Source organism: Pseudomonas sp. 32A (genome assembly GCF_052682255.1).
Window position 1 is genome coordinate 4,990,458 of the sequence record NZ_JBQYLY010000001.1, and the last position, 17,043, is coordinate 5,007,500.

At 60.6% G+C, this 17,043-nt stretch carries 19 protein-coding genes; 6 read left to right on the plus strand and 13 right to left on the minus strand.

Annotation, left to right across the window (positions count from 1 at the left end; translation table 11 throughout):
- Positions 1 to 92 precede the first annotated feature (92 nt).
- A complete protein-coding gene (locus tag ACUN0G_RS23065) occupies positions 93 to 269 on the plus strand; it encodes a hypothetical protein (protein ID WP_445574350.1) in 177 nt (58 codons plus the stop codon).
- Positions 270 to 613: 344 nt separating this feature from the next.
- On the opposite strand, the gene ACUN0G_RS23070 is transcribed toward ACUN0G_RS23065, so the two are convergent.
- From ACUN0G_RS23070 to soxR, 5 genes are all read right to left on the minus strand, one after another.
- Entirely contained in the window at positions 614 to 1,528 is a 915-nt protein-coding gene (locus tag ACUN0G_RS23070; RefSeq protein WP_226478050.1) for a LysR substrate-binding domain-containing protein, read from the minus strand.
- A gap of 108 nt (positions 1,529 to 1,636) precedes the next feature.
- The gene (dctA, locus tag ACUN0G_RS23075) at positions 1,637 to 2,941 is read right to left on the minus strand and encodes a C4-dicarboxylate transporter DctA (RefSeq protein ID WP_003207293.1); all 1,305 of its coding nucleotides are present in this window, start codon (positions 2,939 to 2,941) and stop codon (positions 1,637 to 1,639) included.
- 98 nt (positions 2,942 to 3,039) lie between these two features.
- Positions 3,040 to 3,915: an alpha/beta fold hydrolase gene (locus ACUN0G_RS23080; protein WP_445574351.1), complete on the minus strand. Its 876-nt coding sequence runs from the start codon at positions 3,913 to 3,915 to the stop codon at positions 3,040 to 3,042.
- A 238-nt stretch (positions 3,916 to 4,153) separates the two neighbouring features.
- A complete protein-coding gene (locus ACUN0G_RS23085; RefSeq protein ID WP_063028393.1) occupies positions 4,154 to 4,615 on the minus strand; it encodes a VOC family protein in 462 nt (153 codons plus the stop codon).
- A gap of 90 nt (positions 4,616 to 4,705) precedes the next feature.
- A complete protein-coding gene (soxR, locus tag ACUN0G_RS23090) occupies positions 4,706 to 5,146 on the minus strand; it encodes a redox-sensitive transcriptional activator SoxR (RefSeq protein ID WP_258346998.1) in 441 nt (146 codons plus the stop codon).
- A 90-nt stretch (positions 5,147 to 5,236) separates the two neighbouring features.
- Between soxR and ACUN0G_RS23095 the strand changes: the two genes are divergently transcribed.
- Positions 5,237 to 5,599 (plus strand): antibiotic biosynthesis monooxygenase, encoded by a 363-nt coding sequence (locus ACUN0G_RS23095; RefSeq protein WP_258346997.1) that lies wholly within the window; start codon positions 5,237 to 5,239, stop codon positions 5,597 to 5,599.
- Here the strand turns inward: ACUN0G_RS23095 and ACUN0G_RS23100 are convergent.
- Genes ACUN0G_RS23100 through msuE form a run of 4 tightly spaced genes read right to left on the minus strand, consistent with a single transcriptional unit; the run spans position 5,591 to position 9,659 of the window.
- The gene (locus ACUN0G_RS23100) at positions 5,591 to 6,694 is read right to left on the minus strand and encodes a sigma-54 interaction domain-containing protein (protein ID WP_010166567.1); all 1,104 of its coding nucleotides are present in this window, start codon (positions 6,692 to 6,694) and stop codon (positions 5,591 to 5,593) included. The two genes, ACUN0G_RS23095 and ACUN0G_RS23100, sit on opposite strands and share 9 nt — an antisense overlap.
- An 11-nt stretch (positions 6,695 to 6,705) precedes the next feature.
- Complete coding sequence (locus tag ACUN0G_RS23105; protein WP_258346996.1) at positions 6,706 to 7,893, minus strand: acyl-CoA dehydrogenase family protein; 1,188 nt, start codon at positions 7,891 to 7,893, stop codon at positions 6,706 to 6,708.
- A 47-nt stretch (positions 7,894 to 7,940) separates the two neighbouring features.
- The gene (ssuD, locus tag ACUN0G_RS23110) at positions 7,941 to 9,086 is read right to left on the minus strand and encodes an FMNH2-dependent alkanesulfonate monooxygenase (RefSeq protein WP_003210130.1); all 1,146 of its coding nucleotides are present in this window, start codon (positions 9,084 to 9,086) and stop codon (positions 7,941 to 7,943) included.
- 9 nt (positions 9,087 to 9,095) lie between these two features.
- Complete coding sequence (gene msuE / locus ACUN0G_RS23115; protein WP_063028405.1) at positions 9,096 to 9,659, minus strand: FMN reductase; 564 nt, start codon at positions 9,657 to 9,659, stop codon at positions 9,096 to 9,098.
- Between the two features lie 397 nt (positions 9,660 to 10,056).
- On the opposite strand from msuE, the gene ACUN0G_RS23120 reads away from it, so the two are divergent.
- The 3 genes from ACUN0G_RS23120 (at position 10,057) to ACUN0G_RS23130 (ending at position 13,560) form a co-directional block, all read left to right on the plus strand.
- Positions 10,057 to 10,326: a DUF547 domain-containing protein gene (locus ACUN0G_RS23120; RefSeq protein WP_076016660.1), complete on the plus strand. Its 270-nt coding sequence runs from the start codon at positions 10,057 to 10,059 to the stop codon at positions 10,324 to 10,326.
- 228 nt (positions 10,327 to 10,554) lie between these two features.
- The gene (locus ACUN0G_RS23125) at positions 10,555 to 11,715 is read left to right on the plus strand and encodes a cysteine desulfurase family protein (RefSeq protein WP_445574352.1); all 1,161 of its coding nucleotides are present in this window, start codon (positions 10,555 to 10,557) and stop codon (positions 11,713 to 11,715) included.
- Between the two features lie 36 nt (positions 11,716 to 11,751).
- Positions 11,752 to 13,560: an aminopeptidase P family protein gene (locus ACUN0G_RS23130; protein ID WP_445574353.1), complete on the plus strand. Its 1,809-nt coding sequence runs from the start codon at positions 11,752 to 11,754 to the stop codon at positions 13,558 to 13,560.
- Here ACUN0G_RS23130 and ACUN0G_RS23135 read toward each other — a convergent pair.
- A complete protein-coding gene (locus tag ACUN0G_RS23135; protein ID WP_421553802.1) occupies positions 13,557 to 14,147 on the minus strand; it encodes a 2-hydroxychromene-2-carboxylate isomerase in 591 nt (196 codons plus the stop codon). The genes ACUN0G_RS23130 and ACUN0G_RS23135 overlap by 4 nt on opposite strands.
- A gap of 35 nt (positions 14,148 to 14,182) precedes the next feature.
- Positions 14,183 to 14,914: an SDR family oxidoreductase gene (locus tag ACUN0G_RS23140; protein WP_445574354.1), complete on the minus strand. Its 732-nt coding sequence runs from the start codon at positions 14,912 to 14,914 to the stop codon at positions 14,183 to 14,185.
- 87 nt (positions 14,915 to 15,001) lie between these two features.
- On the opposite strand from ACUN0G_RS23140, the gene ACUN0G_RS23145 reads away from it, so the two are divergent.
- Positions 15,002 to 15,562 carry a TetR/AcrR family transcriptional regulator gene (locus ACUN0G_RS23145; RefSeq protein WP_258346993.1) on the plus strand — a complete coding sequence of 187 codons (561 nt, stop codon included), beginning with the start codon at positions 15,002 to 15,004 and terminating at the stop codon, positions 15,560 to 15,562.
- Between the two features lie 12 nt (positions 15,563 to 15,574).
- Here the strand turns inward: ACUN0G_RS23145 and ACUN0G_RS23150 are convergent, their stop codons facing one another.
- Both ACUN0G_RS23150 and rhtA read right to left on the minus strand, forming a co-directional pair.
- The gene (locus ACUN0G_RS23150) at positions 15,575 to 15,856 is read right to left on the minus strand and encodes a hypothetical protein (RefSeq protein ID WP_076016657.1); all 282 of its coding nucleotides are present in this window, start codon (positions 15,854 to 15,856) and stop codon (positions 15,575 to 15,577) included.
- Positions 15,857 to 16,023: 167 nt separating this feature from the next.
- Positions 16,024 to 16,911: a threonine/homoserine exporter RhtA gene (rhtA, locus tag ACUN0G_RS23155; RefSeq protein ID WP_445574355.1), complete on the minus strand. Its 888-nt coding sequence runs from the start codon at positions 16,909 to 16,911 to the stop codon at positions 16,024 to 16,026.
- Positions 16,912 to 17,043: the final 132 nt, after the last annotated feature.

Consider the following 17,043-nt stretch of genomic DNA (forward strand, 5'->3'; position numbering starts at 1 on the left):
CGCTCCGCAATACCTGCGTTCGGCCTCGGGCTTATTGGGGCAGTCAGATCAAAATCAAAAGCAAAAGCACAGCGGCCTCCCGGCCGGCTTGAGTGTTGAAAGCAAAAGCAAAGACCAAAGCGAAAGCAGATCTGCTTTTCTGTGGGAGCGGGCTTGCTCGCGAAAAACCTGAGAGCGCCGCGTTCATCCAGAATGCCAGCGTCATCGTTAACGACCTTCGCGAGCAAGCCCGCTCCCACATTTTTGACCGTGCCCGCTTTAGCTTTTGATTTGGCTTTTGCTCTTCAACACTCAAGCCGGCCGGTAGGCCGCTGTGCTTTTGCTTTTGATCTTGATCTTAGGCGCCCCGTTAAACCACGCTGGCCGAACGCAGGCTTTGGAGCGTGGGTAACCTGGCAGGACGCCAGGTTAGCCGTCCTGGGCCAGGGATGGCCCATGACGGCGGCCCACGGTCCAAAGCCGGAGTGAGGGCACACCGAGCCTAGGCGAGGTGCCGAGTGGTGGGGCAAGAGCGTTTTGCTTACTTTTGCGCTCTTCAAAAGTGAGCCGCTGTAAGAGCGGAACCCTAGGCGGCCGTTACCGCAGCAACGGATATGCACCCAACCCCGACACGCTAAATCGACAACCCCTTGAAGTGCTCCTGCAAAAACTCCACACACGCCCGCAACTTTCCGGAGTAGGCCAACCGCGTCGGGTACACCGCCCACACGTTGGCGCTCTGGGTGTAGTCGTGCAGCACCTGCACCAGTTTCCCTTGTTCCAGCAGCGGCTTCACATCCCACATCGAACGCAGCAACACCCCACGCCCATCAAGTGCCCATTGCAAAACAATTTCGCCATTGTTGGACGACAGCGGTCCCCGCACACGCACGCTGTCCTGCACGCCATCACGCTCCAGGTGCCAGATGCCAAAGGCGTTGTCCCGCTCCTTGAGCACCAGGCAATCGTGCTGTTCCAGGTCACTCAAGTGCTGCGGTGTGCCACGGCGTTCGAGATAGGCGGGCGCGGCACAGAGCACCCGCCGGTTACTCACCAGCCGGCGACCGATGTGTTGCCCAGGGATGTCGTCGCCCACGCGAATCTCCAGGTCGAAACCTTCGCTGACGATATCCACCACCCGGTCGAACAGGTCCAGGCGAATCTCCAGGTCCGGGTATTGTTCGGCCAATAGCGACAAGGCTGGCGCCACATGGTTACGGCCGAAACCGAAGCTGCTGCACAAATGCAGGTGGCCGCGCGGGCTGTCGTGGGCGTCGGAAAGCTCGTCGGACAGTTGCTGGAAGTCTTCGAGAATCCGCACGGCCCAACGCTGCACCCGTTCACCGTCTTCCGTTAGGGCAATGCGGCGGCTGGTGCGGTGCAGCAGGCGAGTGGCCAGGGTGGTTTCGAGAATCTGGATACGCTTGCTGACGTAGGCCGGGGACAACCCCAGCTCGTCGGCAGCCGCAGCAAAGCCGGCCTTGCGGATCACGGTCAGGAATACCCGCAGGTCTTCAGGTAGGGGCACGGTATCTTTCTTGTTGTTCATCAGAAACAGGCGTGGCGGCATGAACCGCCAGAATAGCACCGGTGTGGCGAGGGAGCTTCTGTGGCGAGGGAGCAAGCTCCCTCGCCACAGGGGATTGGTGTTTAAGGGTTACTCGGCGGCGATCTTCGCCTGGGCGGCGGCCCGTGCATGACGGCCATGCTTGAGGGCGATGGGCGCCATTTTCTCGCGATCCAGTTCACCTTCCCACGCTGCTACCACCAGCGCCGCCACGGCGTTGCCGATGATATTGGTCAGCGAACGGCACTCGGCCATAAAGCGGTCGACACCCAGGATCAGCACCATCGCCGCCACCGGCACCGTGGGCACCACCGCGAGGCTGGCGGCCAATGCGACAAAACCTGCACCCACCACCGCACCGGCACCTTTGGAGGTAAGCATCGCCACTGCCAGCAGGGTCAGCTGTTGCTCCAGTGTCAGGTCGATATTGGTCGCCTGGGCCAGGAACAGCACCGCCAGGGTCATATAGATGTTGGTGCCATCCAGGTTGAAGGTGTAGCCAGTGGGCACCACGATCCCCACCACGCCTTTGGACGCGCCGAGGCTTTCGAGTTTCTGGATCAGTTGCGGCAGGGCTGATTCGGATGAACTGGTGCCCAGCACGATCAACAGTTCGGCCTTGATGTAGGTCAGCAGCTTGAAGATGCTGAACCCCACATACCGGGCAATGCTGCCCAGCACCACGGCGACGAAGAAAAACGCGGTGACGTAAAACGTGCCCACCAGTTTCAACAGCGGCAGCAACGAGCCCAGGCCGTACTTGCCGATGGTGAAGGCGATGGCCCCGAAGGCCCCGATCGGCGCAACGCGGCTGATCATGCCGACGATGCGGAAGAACACTTCGCTGGCCTGGTTGATCACGCCCACCAGGGGCCGGCCCTTCTCGCCGATCATCACCAGCCCGAGACCAAATAGCACTGACACAAACAGTACCGGCAGGATTTCGCCTTTGGAGAAGGCATCGAAGAAGGTCGTCGGGATCACATGCATCAGGAACCCGGTGACGCCTTCGCCGTGTTCGGCCTGGCCGACAAAACCGGCGATGGCCGAGGTGTCGAGGGTCTTCACGTCGATGTTGAAACCCACGCCCGGGTGCAGCAGGTGCGCAGCGAGGATGCCGATTACGAGGGCAATGCTGGAGACGATCTCGAAGTACAGCAACGCCTTGCCGCCGACGCGGCCCACCTGCTTCACGTCGTGCATGCTGGTGATGCCGGAGACCACCGTGCAGAAGATGATCGGGCCGATGATCATCTTGATCAGCTTGATAAAACCGTCGCCCAAGGGCTTGAGGTCGATGCCCACCTGGGGCCAGTGGTTGCCGATCAACACGCCCAGCACAATGGCGATGATCACTTGCACATACAGGGTTCCCAGCAGTTTTCTGATTGTCATTTTTATTATCTCGAGACGTTTTTTGGGCAAGCCGCTCCCGTCGCAGGCTGTTTCAAGCCTGCGGGGCGGGAACGGTCAGATCAGCGGTGCATCAAGGCTCAGCGAAGGAAGGTCAGGACTTCGCCGAGCAACAGCTCAGGGACTTCTTCAGCGATGTAGTGGCCGGCCGGCAGGGCCTTACCACGTACGTCGGTAGCGACTTTCTGCCATTCCTTGAGAGGTTCGAAGCAGCGGCCGACGGTGCCTTCGGCGCCCCACATCACCAGCAATGGCAGTTCCAGGTGATTGCCTTTGTCGATATCGGCGCGGTCGTGCTCAAGGTCGATGCCGGCAGCGGCGCGGTAGTCTTCGCAGATGCCGGTGGCGGTGCCGGGCAGTTTCAGGCAGCGCAGGTATTCGGCGAAGGCTTCCTCGGTGAACGGCTTGAGCCCGGCACTGCGGCTGCCCATGACGCTGCGCAGGTACAGTTCCGGATTGCCTTCGATCAGGCTCTCGGGCAGCGGCGCCGGGCGGATCAGGAAGAACCAGTGCCAGTAGGCGCGTGCGAAGGCTTCGTCGGTCTGGGCGTACATGGCCAGGGTCGGTGCGATGTCCAGCAGGACCATGCGCTGTACAGCCTTGGGGTGGTCCAGGGCCAGGCGATGGGCGACGCGGGCGCCACGGTCGTGGGCCAGTACCGAGAACTCATCGAAGCCCAGGGCCTTCATCAATTCGACGCCGTCGCGGGCCATTTCGCGTTTGGAATAGTGGGTGTGGTGGTCATTGGCGGCGGGCTTGCTGCTGTCGCCGTAACCGCGCAGGTCGGCGGCGACCACGGTGAAGTGTTCGGCCAGTTGCTCGGCGACCTTGTGCCAGATGACGTGGGTCTGCGGGTGCCCGTGCAGCAGGAGCAGGCCGGGACCTGTGCCGCCTTTGCGGTAGCAGATGTCCACGCCGTTGACGTGGCGCTGGTCTTTTTGGAATCCGGCGAACATGGAATGACTCCTTGTGATGATTGCCTGCATCCTGAAATCACACGGCGCTCTGGGCAAGGGGGAAAGCGTGGAGGGGTTGTTCATGAAGTGTGTTGAAGGCCGATCTTTCAGGCAGTGCAGGCCAACTGTGGTAGCTGGCTTGCCTGCGATGCAGGCAACTCGGTGTATCAGTCGCACCGAGGTGATGCCATCGCAGGCAAGCCAGCTACCACAGTTGGGTTGTGTCGCCCAGGCGACTTCATCCTTGCTTGAACAACGCCTCGGCACGCTGTCGAACCTGCGCCTCGGTCAAATCCTCCTTGCGCGTAGCCAAAAACCACACATGCCCGAACGGGTCTTTCAGCGTTCCGGAGCGGTCACCGTAGAACTGATCCTTGGGTTCTGAAATCGCGGTGCCGCCGGCCTTGATGGCCTGGGCGAACTGTTGGTCGACGTCCTGCACATACAGATGCAGGCACACGCTGGGATGTTCTTTTCCCGGGCTGCCAAAAGACATCTCGCCACAGGGTGAGGCCATCATGATCGCCGAATCGCCAATGCGCAGTTCGGCATGGCCGATCTTGCCGTCGGGCATGTCCAGGCGCATGACTTCGGTGGCGCCGAAGGCTTTCTTGTAGAACTCGATGGCCTCAGCGGCTTTTTCGATACCCAGGTACGGCGTGATGCTGTGATAGCCCTCGGGAATGGGTTTAACGCTCATATCGTTCTCCTTGATTGTGGTTGTGGAGGGACGGCCTTTTCACTATAGGCCACGCCAATCAAGGGTTTTAGCGATGCCGACGAGGGGCGTTCAGCTGGGCTCCAACAGCTGAGCGCCAGGCCCGCGCTCACCGAGTACGTCGTCCTGATTGCGCAGCGGGCACGCCTCCAGCGACAGACAACCGCAGCCAATGCAGCCATTGAGTTTGTCCCGCAGCAGCATCAGCTTGTCGATGCGCTGGTCCAGGTCCTCACGCCATAGCGCAGACAGGCGCTCCCAATCGGCAGCGTTAGGCGTGCGGCCATCGGGCAGGGTTTGCAGTGCCTCATGGATCGTCGCCAGGGGGATGCCCAAACGCTGGGCAATCTTGATCACCACCACCCGGCGCAACACGTCCCGCGAGTAGCGCCGCTGATTGCCGGCGTTGCGGCTGCTCTTGATCAAACCCTTGGTTTCGTAGAAGTGCAGGGCTGTAACGGCCACGCCGCTGCGAGCCGCCAATTGGCCGACGGTGAGTTCTTTGGTGACCATAAAAAAGCCCTTGACCTTGACTTAACTAGAGGTTTTACCCTGCGTGGCATCGAATCGCAAGATTGTGCCTACAGTGAGAGGGGAATGTTCATGCAGGTATTAGAGAAGAGTCTGAGTTTTACCCAGATGGTCGAGTTCCAGATCGAACCTCAGCAGCAATCCGCGTTGGTAGCGGCCCTGTCATCCCAAAGCGAGCGTTTGGCCCAGGGCCATGGCGGCTTTATCAATGCCAGCGTGCAGGTCAGCGACGATGGACGCCGGGTGCTCAGCTACTTGCAATGGCGCTCCCGCGAGGACGGTGAGGCGGCCTTCAAGTGTTTTGAGCACGGTGAAGAAGATTTCTGGACGCTGATACGTGCCCACCAGGCCACGGCAGTGACCTTCGGTTCGTTTCAGGTGCTGCGCAGTATCGAGCGCAGCCATGACAACGCTTTGCACTGCCGCCTAAATTGACAGGTGCAACATGCGCTCGCCCTGCACGTTCTCGCCGGGGCGGCGCTTGTTCACGGCCAGCTCGCCGATCTTGATCAAGCGGGTACGCGTCACGTTGCGGCTCAGGCCCAGCAGGTTGGCGGTGTGCACCTGGTTGTAATGGCTGAAGCGGTAGGCAGCGCGCAGCAGCGCATCCTCGACCTTTTCGTGCAAGGCCCCGGCCTGTTCCTCGAAGAGTTTTTGAAAGGCGCGTTCCAGCAGGGCTTCAGCGCTGTTGTCGATGCCGTGCTGGCTGTCGTCCTGACGCTCGATGCGCATGTTCGACAGACGCAGGTCGTCGCGTTCGATCACGCCGTTGCGGCAGATCAGCAGGGTGTGATGAATCACGTTTTCCAGCTCGCGGATGTTGCCCGGCCAGCTGTAGCTTTTGAGTTTCTGCTCGGCCTCGCGGCTGATGGTGATCGGGCCGTAACCCAGGCGCTGGCTGTAGGCTTCGATAAAGTGCCGGGTCAAGGGCAGGATGTCGCCGGGCCGGTCCCGCAATGGGCTGAGTTCGAGGCTGACCACGTCAAGGCGGTAGTACAGGTCTTCGCGGAAATGCCCGGCGTTGATGGCTTTTTCCAATTGAACGTTGGTGGCCGCCAATACCCGCACGTCGATGGGAATGCTTTTGCGTGAGCCCAGGCGCACCACTTCGCGCTCCTGGAGTACCCGCAGCAGCTTGACCTGAATTGCCATCGGCAGATCACCGATTTCATCGAGGAACAGGGTGCCGCCGTCGGCTTCCTCGAACCAGCCGGCCTTGGCGCTGAGGGCGCCGGTGAAGGCGCCTTTTTCATGGCCGAACAACTCGGCTTCCACCAGAGATTCGGAAAACGCGCCGCAGTTTACCGCCACGAACGGTCGGTTGCGCCGCGCGCTGAGATTGTGGATATGGCGCGCCACCAGCTCTTTACCGGTACCGGTTTCGCCGATGATCAGCACGCTGGCTTCGCTGGGCGCGACTTGCTGGATGTGCGCCAGCAGCGCCTGGGATTTCGGGTCTTCGAAGACCTGGGCCGTGGCGCGGATCGAGGTCGCAAGAGCGGGCGAGGGCGGTAGGGTTAAAAGCTGCATGGGCACCTCTTCTAGGAGTAGAACGTGGGAATCGGCAGGGACTGGTTCAACGCCCAGTCCCCCAGTTCGTGGAGTTTGTAGTCCACCGGGTCGTGCAGGGTTTGCGTGCGCAGGTTGCGCCAGTGTCGGTCCAGGCGCAGGGAGGCGTGGGTGGAACGCGCGCCGGTGACTTCGAACAGGCGGCTGCACAGTTCCAGGCCGTTGCGGGTGGCGGCGACCTTGGCGGTGGCGATGGCGATGGCCAGTTCGCCGCGCTCGCTTTCGCTGAGGCTCGGGCCCCTGGCCCAGGCCTGGTCCAGCAGCTCGGCGGCACGTTCCACCAGCAGGCGCACGCCTTCAAGGGCGACCCAGAATTCGCCGTAGTGGTTGAGCACGTACGGGTCCTGGCGAATGTCCTGCACCGTGGATTTATGCCAGGGCCGGGTTTCGGTCAGGGTGTAATTTCTTGCTTCTTCGAAAGCCCCTTCGGCGATGCCGAGGAACATGTGAGTGAAGGTCAACTGGGCGATCAGCGGGCGCAGGCAGGCGAAGGGTGTGCTCAGCGGGCCGGGATCGAGGAGCAATTCCGACTCCTCCACGCGTACCCGTTCGAAGCTTGCGCTGCCGCTGTCGGTCTGGCGCTGGCCAATGTTGTTCCAGTCATTGTGCAACGTGATGCCGCTGCGCCCGCTGGGGATGGCGGCGATCAGCAGCTTGCCGCCGGCGCTTTCATCCACCGCTGAGGCGATCAGCATTTCCGAGTCGCTGGCGCCGGAGCAAAAGCTCTTCTTGCCGGAGAATTCGCGCCAGCCTTTGTAGGCCTTGACCACTGTGCGTGTGTCCAAGGGGTTGAGGGCGTTGCCCCAGAACCAGTTTTTGCGAGCGGTTTGTTCGAACCAGGGTTGCCATTGCTCCGGGCGGGAGAACAGCCGCACGGTGGCGAGCATCAGGTGATGAAAGCCGAAGACGTGGGCGATGGAGCTATCGACCTTGGCGAACTCGCGAACGATCTCCAGGGTCTCGCTCCAGCGAGCGCCGAGGCCGCCGTATTGGGTGGGAATACTCAGGGCCAGCAAGCCGCTTTGGCGCAGGGCGTCACGTTCGGTCTTGGGTGTGCCGCCGCGCTCGTCCCGTTCGACGGCGGTGAGGGCGAATTCGGCGGCCAGCAGTTTGGCGGTCTGCAACGGTGAGGGCAGGACGCTGTTGGGTTTGGCTGTCACACGGGATTCCTCATGGTGTGCCGGGGCGTGCCCCGGCAGACGGCAAGTCAGGCCTTGGCTTTTGCCGGCAGGACGTCGTTGGCAATCATTTCGCCGAACGGTCCGGTGAGGTTGGTGACGCCGCGCCCGGCCAGGCTCGCATAAGGTTCCGGCAGCAGCGGGAACACCAGTTCGGCAAAGCGATACGCCTCTTCCAGGTGCGGGTAGCCGGAGAAGATGAAGCTTTCGATGCCCAGGTCCGCGTATTCCTTGATCCGCTCGGCAACTTGCTGAGGGTTGCCCACCAAGGCCGTGCCCGCGCCGCCACGCACCAGGCCGACGCCGGCCCACAGGTTGGGGGCGATTTCCAGGTTGTCGCGGCGCCCGTCGTGCAGGGCAGCCATGCGCCGCTGGCCTTCGGAGTCAAAGCGTGAGAAAGACTTTTGCGCGGCGGCGATGGTTTCGTCGCTGATGTGTTCGATCAGTTTGGCGGCGGCTTTCCAGGCGTCTTCTTCGGTTTCGCGCACGATCACATGCAAGCGAATCCCGAACTTGACGGTGCGCCCGTGGCGGGCGGCGCGCTCACGCACGTCGGCGAGTTTTTCCGCGACGGCGGCCGGTGGTTCACCCCAGGTCAGGTATACGTCGACTTGTTCGGCGGCGAGGTCGTGGGCAGCGTCGGAGGAGCCGCCGAAGTACAAGGGCGGATATGGCTTCTGCACCGGTGGGTAAAGGGCCTTGGCGTTCTGCACCCGCAGGTGTTTGCCTTCGAAGTCCACCGATTCGCCCTGCAACACGCGGCGCCAGATCTTGAGGAATTCGTCGGTCACTTCGTAGCGTTCGCTGTGATCGAGGAAACTGCCGTCGCCGCGGTTTTCGTCGGGGTCACCGCCGGTCACCACGTTGATCAACAGGCGGCCATTGGACAGGCGGTCGAGGGTGGCGGCCATACGTGCGGATACGGTCGGCGAGATGATCCCCGGGCGAATCGCTACCAGGTAGCGCAGGCGTTCGGTCAGTGGCACCAGTGCCGAGGCGATGACCCAGGAGTCTTCGCAGGAGCGGCCGGTGGGGATCAGCACGCCGTGGTAGCCGAGGTTGTCCGCAGCTTGGGCGACTTGTTTCAAATAGTTGAGGGTGACCGGGCGAGCGCCCTGGGTGGTGCCCAGGTAATGACCGTCACCGTGTGTAGGCAGAAACCAGAAAACATCCATGACAAATCCTTAAGCGATTTTCAGCAGAGAGGTGGGATGCGCGGCAAACAACGGCGCGGCGCGTTCTGCAGCAAGGCGAATGCGGGCCTTCAAGGGCTCACTGGTTATTTGGTAATCGGTGAAGTCGGCCTCGGTGGCGTACACGCCAATCGGCAAAGTCAGGGCCTGGAAGAAACTGAACAGCGGGCGCAACTGGTGATCGAGTACCAGGGCGTGGCGTTCGCTGCCGCCGGTAGCCGCCAGCAACACCGGGGTGTTGATCAGGGCGTTGAGGTCGACCAGGTCGAACAGGTGCTTGAGCAGGCCAGGGTAAGAACCGCGATACACCGGGGCGGCGACGATCAGCAGGTCGGCCTGTTCGATGGCGTGCAGTTGCGCCTCGACGTCGGCGGGCAACTCCTGGCGGGACAGTGCTCCGCCCAGTGGCCGGGCAATGTCGCCCAGTTCAATCAGGGTGGTCTGGATCGGCAATTGAGTGGCCAGTTCGGCCAGCACCGCCTGGGTCAACACCAGGGTGCGGGACGGGCGCCAGGTTCCGCCGGAGAGGGCAACGACATTCAGTGGACGGGTCATCAACAGTTCCTTTTTCAACAGTCGCTCAGGGCAAGAGCAGTAGCAGGACTTGAGCAAGAGCTGTACCAAGCTGCGCAGGCCTTGACTGGCGCGGCTCGTGGGCCAGGTGTTGGAAAATGACGGTGTTGTCTGCCTGGTGTTTTGTTGAATGACTGTTGCCTGGACAACAGTTGCCAGGCGAACAGTGGCGTGAGCGTTGAAGCCATTTATAGAGGGTTGTGTTTATTCCGTAAATGAACGTATTTCCATATTTATAGATCTGCATGGAATATAAGACGTGGCTATCACAGGTGTCGCAAGGGTTGATAGCGACTATCACGGCTGATGATTTTTCACCGTGCGGGGTCGGGAGTAGCCTGTGCTCATTGACTTCAACCCGTTTCGCAGGACCTACGCCATGAACCGTTTTCTCGCCATTTCCGTATTGCTCGTCACCTCAGTCCTTGCCGGTTGCGCGACACATTCGTCGCCTGAACTGCGGGCCTACTCGGCGGAAGAGAGCAAGGAACTGGCGCTGGAAGCCCTGAGCCGTCGAGGCCTGTCGTTTGATGAATACCAACAGAAGAAAGCCGAACTGACCGGCCAGCCACAGAAAACCTTCGGTTTCGACCGTCAGGGTGAAATGAATGCCGAGCGCGGTATGACGCTGCACGGTCGCCCCAGTTGAGTCAGTGGCCAGGTCTGAAAAGCCCGAGGTTTCCCACAGGAATCTCGGGCTTTTTGTTTGCCATCCGTTTCCCGGAGCCTGTTAAGCTGAATTTCAGGAGCGTTCCTACGCACTTTTAAATAAAGTGGTCTTTCTTTCACGGCACGGAATCAGGTAAACCATCTTCCTTCCTGATCGCTGCCCCTGAGACGTTGTTCTCGGGAACATGCTCTGCGAGTCTTTAACGTCATGAATAAACGTCCGCTGTATTTCGACTACGCCGCCACCACGCCGGTGGATGAGCGGGTCATCCAGGTGATGGTCGAGTGTCTGGGCTTCAACGCCAACTTCGGTAACCCTGCGTCCAGTTCCCACGCGTTCGGCCAACAGGCCCGGCAAACGGTTGAGCAGGCGCGGGGCCAGGTGGCTGAACTGGTCGGCGCCGAGCCGGCACAGATCGTCTGGACCTCCGGAGCCACCGAGTCCAACAACCTCGCCATCAAGGGCGTCGCCCAGGCGCGGGGCGTGGCCGGTGGGCATATCATCACCAGCCAGATTGAACACAAGGCCACGCTCGACACCGCCCGCCAGCTGCAGGAAGCCGGGGTTGCCGTGACGTACCTGGTGCCGGACGCCGAAGGTTTGATCAGCGTCGAGGCGGTGAGCGAAGCATTGCGGGAGGACACCTTCCTGGTGTCGCTGATGCTGGTGAACAACGAGCTGGGCACCCTCAACGATATCCAGGCGATTGGCGCGCGAGTGCGTGAGCACGGTGCGTTGTTTCACGTGGATGCGGCACAGGGCGCGGGTAAGGTCGCGATTGACCTGGCTAAGTGGCCGGTGGACCTGATGTCATTTTCAGCCCACAAACTCTATGGCCCCAAGGGCATCGGCGCGCTGTACGTCGGCCCACGTGCGCAGCAGAAAGTGCTGGCGCAGATTCACGGCGGTGGTCATGAAGGCGGCTTGCGTTCCGGCACCCTGGCGACTCACCAGATCGCCGGTATGGGCACGGCGTTCGCACTGGCGGCGGCGTCCTTTGCTGAAGAAAAGGCAACCATTGTTGCCCTGCGCGAACGCCTGCTGGAACAGCTGAATACGATTGCCGGGGTGCGCCTCAATGGCAGCCTCACCCAGCGTATTCCCCACACCTTGAGCCTGACGTTCAGCGAGGGCGAGTTCAATTCCGCCGCGTTGAGCGCGGGCATTGCCTTCTCGGCCACGTCGGCCTGCAATTCGGCGAGCAATGCACCATCACATGTGCTTCTGGCCCTGGGCCATGATGCCCGCAGCGCAGGTCGCACCATTCGCTTGAGCCTCGGGCGGTTTACCACCGAGCAGGACATCGATCAGGCGGTACAGCTGATCAAGGCCGCACTGGCCAGCGCACCGGCTTTCTGGGCCGTTTGACCCCATAACAATTATTAGTGGTTAGCAGGAGACACGATGAGCACACAGCCTTTGACCCATGGAACGGTTCCCCAGCGCCTGGCGCAGACCCGCGAACTGATGAGCCGCGAGGGCATTCATGCCCTGTTGGTGCCGTCGGCCGACCCGCATTTGTCCGAATACCTGCCGGGTTACTGGCAGGGCCGTCAGTGGTTGTCGGGTTTTCATGGGTCGGTGGGCACGCTGATTGTCACCGCTGATTTCGCCGGAGTGTGGGCAGACAGCCGTTACTGGGAACAGGCGACCAAAGAGCTCAAAGGCAGTGGTATCGAGTTGGTCAAGCTGCAACCCGGTCAGCCCGGGCCGCTGGACTGGCTGGCGGAACAGACGCCGGAAGGCGGTGTGGTGGCCGTGGATGGCGCGGTCATGGCCGTTGCATCGGCACGTACCTTGGGCAGCAAGCTGGAGGCTCGTGGTGCACGCTTGCGTACGGACATCGACCTGTTGAATGAAGTCTGGCAAGACCGTCCGACCTTGCCGAACCAGCCGATCTACCAGCATCTGCCGCCTCAGGCCACCGTCAGCCGCGGCGAGAAGCTCGCAGCCCTGCGAGCCAGCTTGAAGGAGAAGGGCGCCGATTGGCATTTCATCGCGACCCTGGACGACATTGCCTGGCTGTTTAACCTGCGCGGCGGCGACGTTTCGTTCAACCCGGTGTTTGTATCCTTCGCCTTGATTGGCCAGCACCAGGCGACGCTGTTCGTGGCCTTGAGCAAGGTCGACGCCGAGCTTCGCGCCGTGCTGGAACAGGATGGCGTGACCCTGCGGGATTACAGCGAAGTTGCGGCGGCGTTGCAGGACATTCCTTCGGGCGTCAGTGTGCAGGTCGACCCGGCACGGGTGACCGCCGGCTTGCTGGAAAACCTCGGCAGTGGCGTGACGCTGATCGAAGGGCTTAACCCGACCACCTTGGCCAAGTCGCGCAAAAGCCTGGCGGACGCCGAGCATATTCGCCAGGCGATGGAGCAGGATGGCGCAGCCCTGTGTGAATTCTTCGCCTGGCTCGACAGCGCGTTGGGTCGCGAACGCATCACCGAGCTGACTATTGATGAGCACCTGACCGCGGCCCGTACCCGTCGTCCGGGTTATGTGTCGTTGAGCTTCAACACGATTGCCGCGTTCAATGCCAATGGCGCGATGCCGCACTATCACGCGACTGAAGAAGAGCACGCGCTGATCGAAGGCGATGGTTTGCTGCTGATCGACTCCGGTGGCCAGTACCTGGGCGGCACGACCGATATCACGCGGATGGTGCCTATCGGCACGCCAAGCGAAGAGCAGAAGCGCGACTGCACGCGTGTACTCAAGGGTGTGATCGCGTTGTCCCGCACGCATTTCCCCAAGGGGATTCTTTCGCCGCTGCTGGACACCATCGCCCGGGCTCCGATCTGGGCGGAAGGCGTGGACTACGGCCACGGCACTGGCCATGGCGTAGGTTATTTCCTGAATGTGCATGAAGGTCCACAGGTAATCGCCTACCAAGCCGTCGCTGCGCCGCAAACGGCGATGCAGGCGGGCATGATTACGTCCATCGAACCGGGCACTTATCGTCCGGGCCGTTGGGGCGTGCGCATCGAGAACCTGGTGTTGAACCGTGAGGCGGGCAAGACCGAGTTTGGCGAGTTCCTCAAGTTCGAGACACTCACCTTGTGCCCGATCGATACCCGTTGCCTTGAGCCGTCGCTGCTGACGGTGGAAGAGCGCCAGTGGTTCAACGACTACCATGCGCAAGTGCGCGAGCGCCTGAGTCCGCTGGTCAGTGGCGCTGCGCTGGAGTGGTTGCAGGTGCGGACAGCCGCGATCTAGCTCAGCGCTTCACGCACAAAGTCCAGGCGATCCTGGCCAAAGAACAGCTGGTTGCCGACAAACAGGCTGGGGGCACCGAATACGCCACGTTGGATGGCGTGTTCGGTGTTGTCCTTGAGGGCGGCCTTGACCTCGTCGTCATTGGTCAGCGCCAGGATTTCCTCGGGATCAAAGCCATGTTCGGCCAGCACTGCGGCCACCACTGACATGTCTCCCAAGTGACGGCCCTCTACCCAAAGAGCGCGGAACAGACAGTCGATGAAGTCGAGAAAACGCTCGGGCTGGCGCATTTGAATGCCGGTGACCGCGCGCATCAGCTGCAAGGTGTTGATGGGAAAGTGCGGATTGAACTTGAGCGGAACGTTGTAGCGCTGGGCATAGCGCGCCAGGTCCTGGAACATGTAGCGGCCTTTGGCGGGAACAGTGGCCGGTGACGCATTGCCGGTGGCCTTGAACACGCCGCCCAGCAGCATTGGTTTATAAATCAGCTGGGCGCCGGTTGCCGCGCACAGGTCTGGAAGCTGGGTATAGGCCAAATAGGTGGCAGGGCTGCCGAGATCGAAGAAAAACTCCACGGTTTTACGCATGCTGGGTACTCGCTGTTTATTGTTATGGGGCGTGCTTACCAGGGTTCATTCCAGGGGCGCAGGTCCAGCTCGAAGGTCCAGGCGTCCCGTGGCTGGCTATGCAGGTACCAGTAGTTATCGGCGATGTGCTCGGGGTTGAGAATACCGTCCTGATCCTTGAGGGCATATTTTTGCGGGAAGTTGTCGCGGATGAAATCGGTGTCGATGGCGCCATCGACTACTACGTGGGCGACGTGGATATTTCGCGGGCCCAGTTCGCGGGCCATGCTTTGCGCCAGCGCGCGAATCCCGTGTTTGGCCCCAGCAAATGCAGCAAAGCCGGCGGCGCCACGCAAGCCGGCGGTGGCACCGGTAAACAGGATGGTCCCGCGATTACGGGTGACCATGCGCTTGGCCACTTCCCTGGCGTTGAGGAAGCCTGAGAAACAGGCCATCTCCCAAATTTTGAAGTACTTGCGGGCGGTTTCTTCGAGGATGCTGCACGGCACGTTGGCGCCAATGTTGAAGACAAAGGCTTCGATGGGCCCCAACTCGGTTTCAATCTGTTCGATCAGGGCGATAACGTCCTCTTCCTTGCGGGCATCGCAGGCAAAGCCATGCGCTTCCCCACCTGCCGCCTGGATGCTGTCCACCAAGGGTTGCAGTTTATCGGCGCTGCGCCGGGTCACGCAGGCGAGATAACCCTCACGGGCAAAGCGCTTGGCGATGGCGCCACCTGTGGCATCGCCGGCACCCACTACCAGTACGATTTTCTTGTTGTTCGTCATGGGAGATCCTTTAGTAAACGATCGTTTGCCAAACGAACGTTATGCTACGATCCGACAGGCGTCAAGCAGACAGCAGAGAGGGAAGTGATGCGATATTCGGCCAGTCATAAGCAGGAAACCAAAGAGAAGCTGCTGGATAGCAGTGCGGCCTTGGCGAAGAAAGAAGGGTTTGCCAGCGTCGGGGTGGATGGCTTGATGAAAGCCATTGGCTTGAGTGGCGGCGCCTTTTATAGCCACTTCGCCTCAAAGGACGAATTGTTCAGCTCGATTGTCGAACGTGAATTGAGCCATAGTCTTGAGCGCTTGAATGGCAATGGTGTGCAGAGTCGGGAACGGCTGGATCGCTGTCTGAAGTTCTATTTGAGCATGGCCCATGTGGAGCAGTCGGAGGCGGGCTGTGCGTTGCCGAGCCTGGGTGCGGAGATTGCGCGGTCTGATGTGGCGGTACGCCAACAGGCGCAGGACTGGATTTGTCGATTGCAGGCGGGCTGGGCTGCAACGTTGGGCAGCGAGGACCTGGCGTGGTCGATTCTGTCGCAGTGCATCGGCGCCCTGGTAGTGGCACGGATGATGGTCAGCCCACAGGTACAGGCGCAGGTTCTGTCATCGAACTACGATGTGCTCAGTCAACAGCTGTCGAGGTCGTGAGAGCGTCGACAGCTATTTGCAGATGACGATCATGCTTCGGCTGGTGTAGCCGGCGGGGTTGAGGCCGAATGGGTAGTCGCCCGGGTCTTCGGCGTTGTCGCCTGACTTGGCGATGACCTTATAGCCTTTGGCTCCACATGAGTTAGCTGCGCTGGCGTAGCACTTGTCCCAGGAGGAGGACAGTCCCGAGCAGTTGATATGCAGGCCCTTTTTTCCCCGTTTCACTTCGGTCTTGGTGGTCGCGGCACAACCTGCAATCGCCACAATCATCAACAGCATCAAAATTCGCTTCATTCCTATCCTTAATAGCCGCCTCGCTTAACAGCACGAAGCTGGCTTTGCTCGCTCTCGACTGTAGCGTTCATGATGTCCTTATCTAAATTCTCCATGACTGACACTGGGTTACGGTCTAAACATGGCCTAATTGAGCGGCAAATGCCAGGGCTACGTCAAATCCTGAATCAATCGGCAGGAACGAGTGGCTTTGATTCGTTACGCATGGTCAGGGTTGCGCCAACGGAGGCCAGGATGATGCAGGTGATCGCCAGCCACTGTGCCAGGGACAAGTGTTCTTGAAGGAAAAACAGGCCTGACAGGGCGCCGAACGCGGGCTCGATACTCATCAAGGTTCCGAATGTGCGGGCGGGCAGGCGAGTCAGGGCGACCATCTCCAGGGTGTAGGGCAGGGCGGTGGATAAAACAGCGACACCAATGGCAATCGGGATCAGGGAGGGTGTGAGTAATGCCGCGCCCGCGTGGACGATTCCGATCGGCGCGACAAACAGTGCGGCAATCATTACACCCAGGGCGGCGGTTTGTACGCCGTTGTCAGCGCCGGCCTTTTGGCCAAACAAAATATAGAGCGCCCAGCACACACCTGCACCCAGTGCATAAGCGGCGCCCGTCAGGTCAATGCCGTTGCTGGCCTCTCCCATGGGGATCAGTAACAGAAGGCCAATGATGGCCAAGGCTATCCAGAGAAAGTCCACAGCGCGCCGCGATGCATAAATGGCGACGGCCAGTGGGCCGGTGAATTCCAGGGCTACTGCGATGCCTAGCGGAACGGTCCGCAGTGACATATAGAAGAGGAAGTTCATTCCGCCCAAGGCCATGCCGTATACGACCACGGTCTGTAGCGACCTGGCAGTGAGCTTGGCGCGCCAGGGACGTAATAGAAGCAGCATGATGACGCTGGCAAAAATCAGGCGCAGGGTGGTGGTGCCTTGGGCGCCCACAATGGGGAACATACTTTTGGCGAGTGATGCGCCTGATTGAATGGAGGCCATGGCAATGAGTAGCAGGCCGACCGGAAACAATGTCGAGGCCAGGCTACGGGGGGAAGTGGTCATTGAGGGTGTTCGTCCGAGGTCGTATTTAAAGAAGCAGAAGTGGCTATGATGCTTAACTGTTTAGGAATGAGCAATATATTGCTCAGCTTGCTCAGTATTCCTCTATATATAGGAGGATTTTGTGGTTGTCGG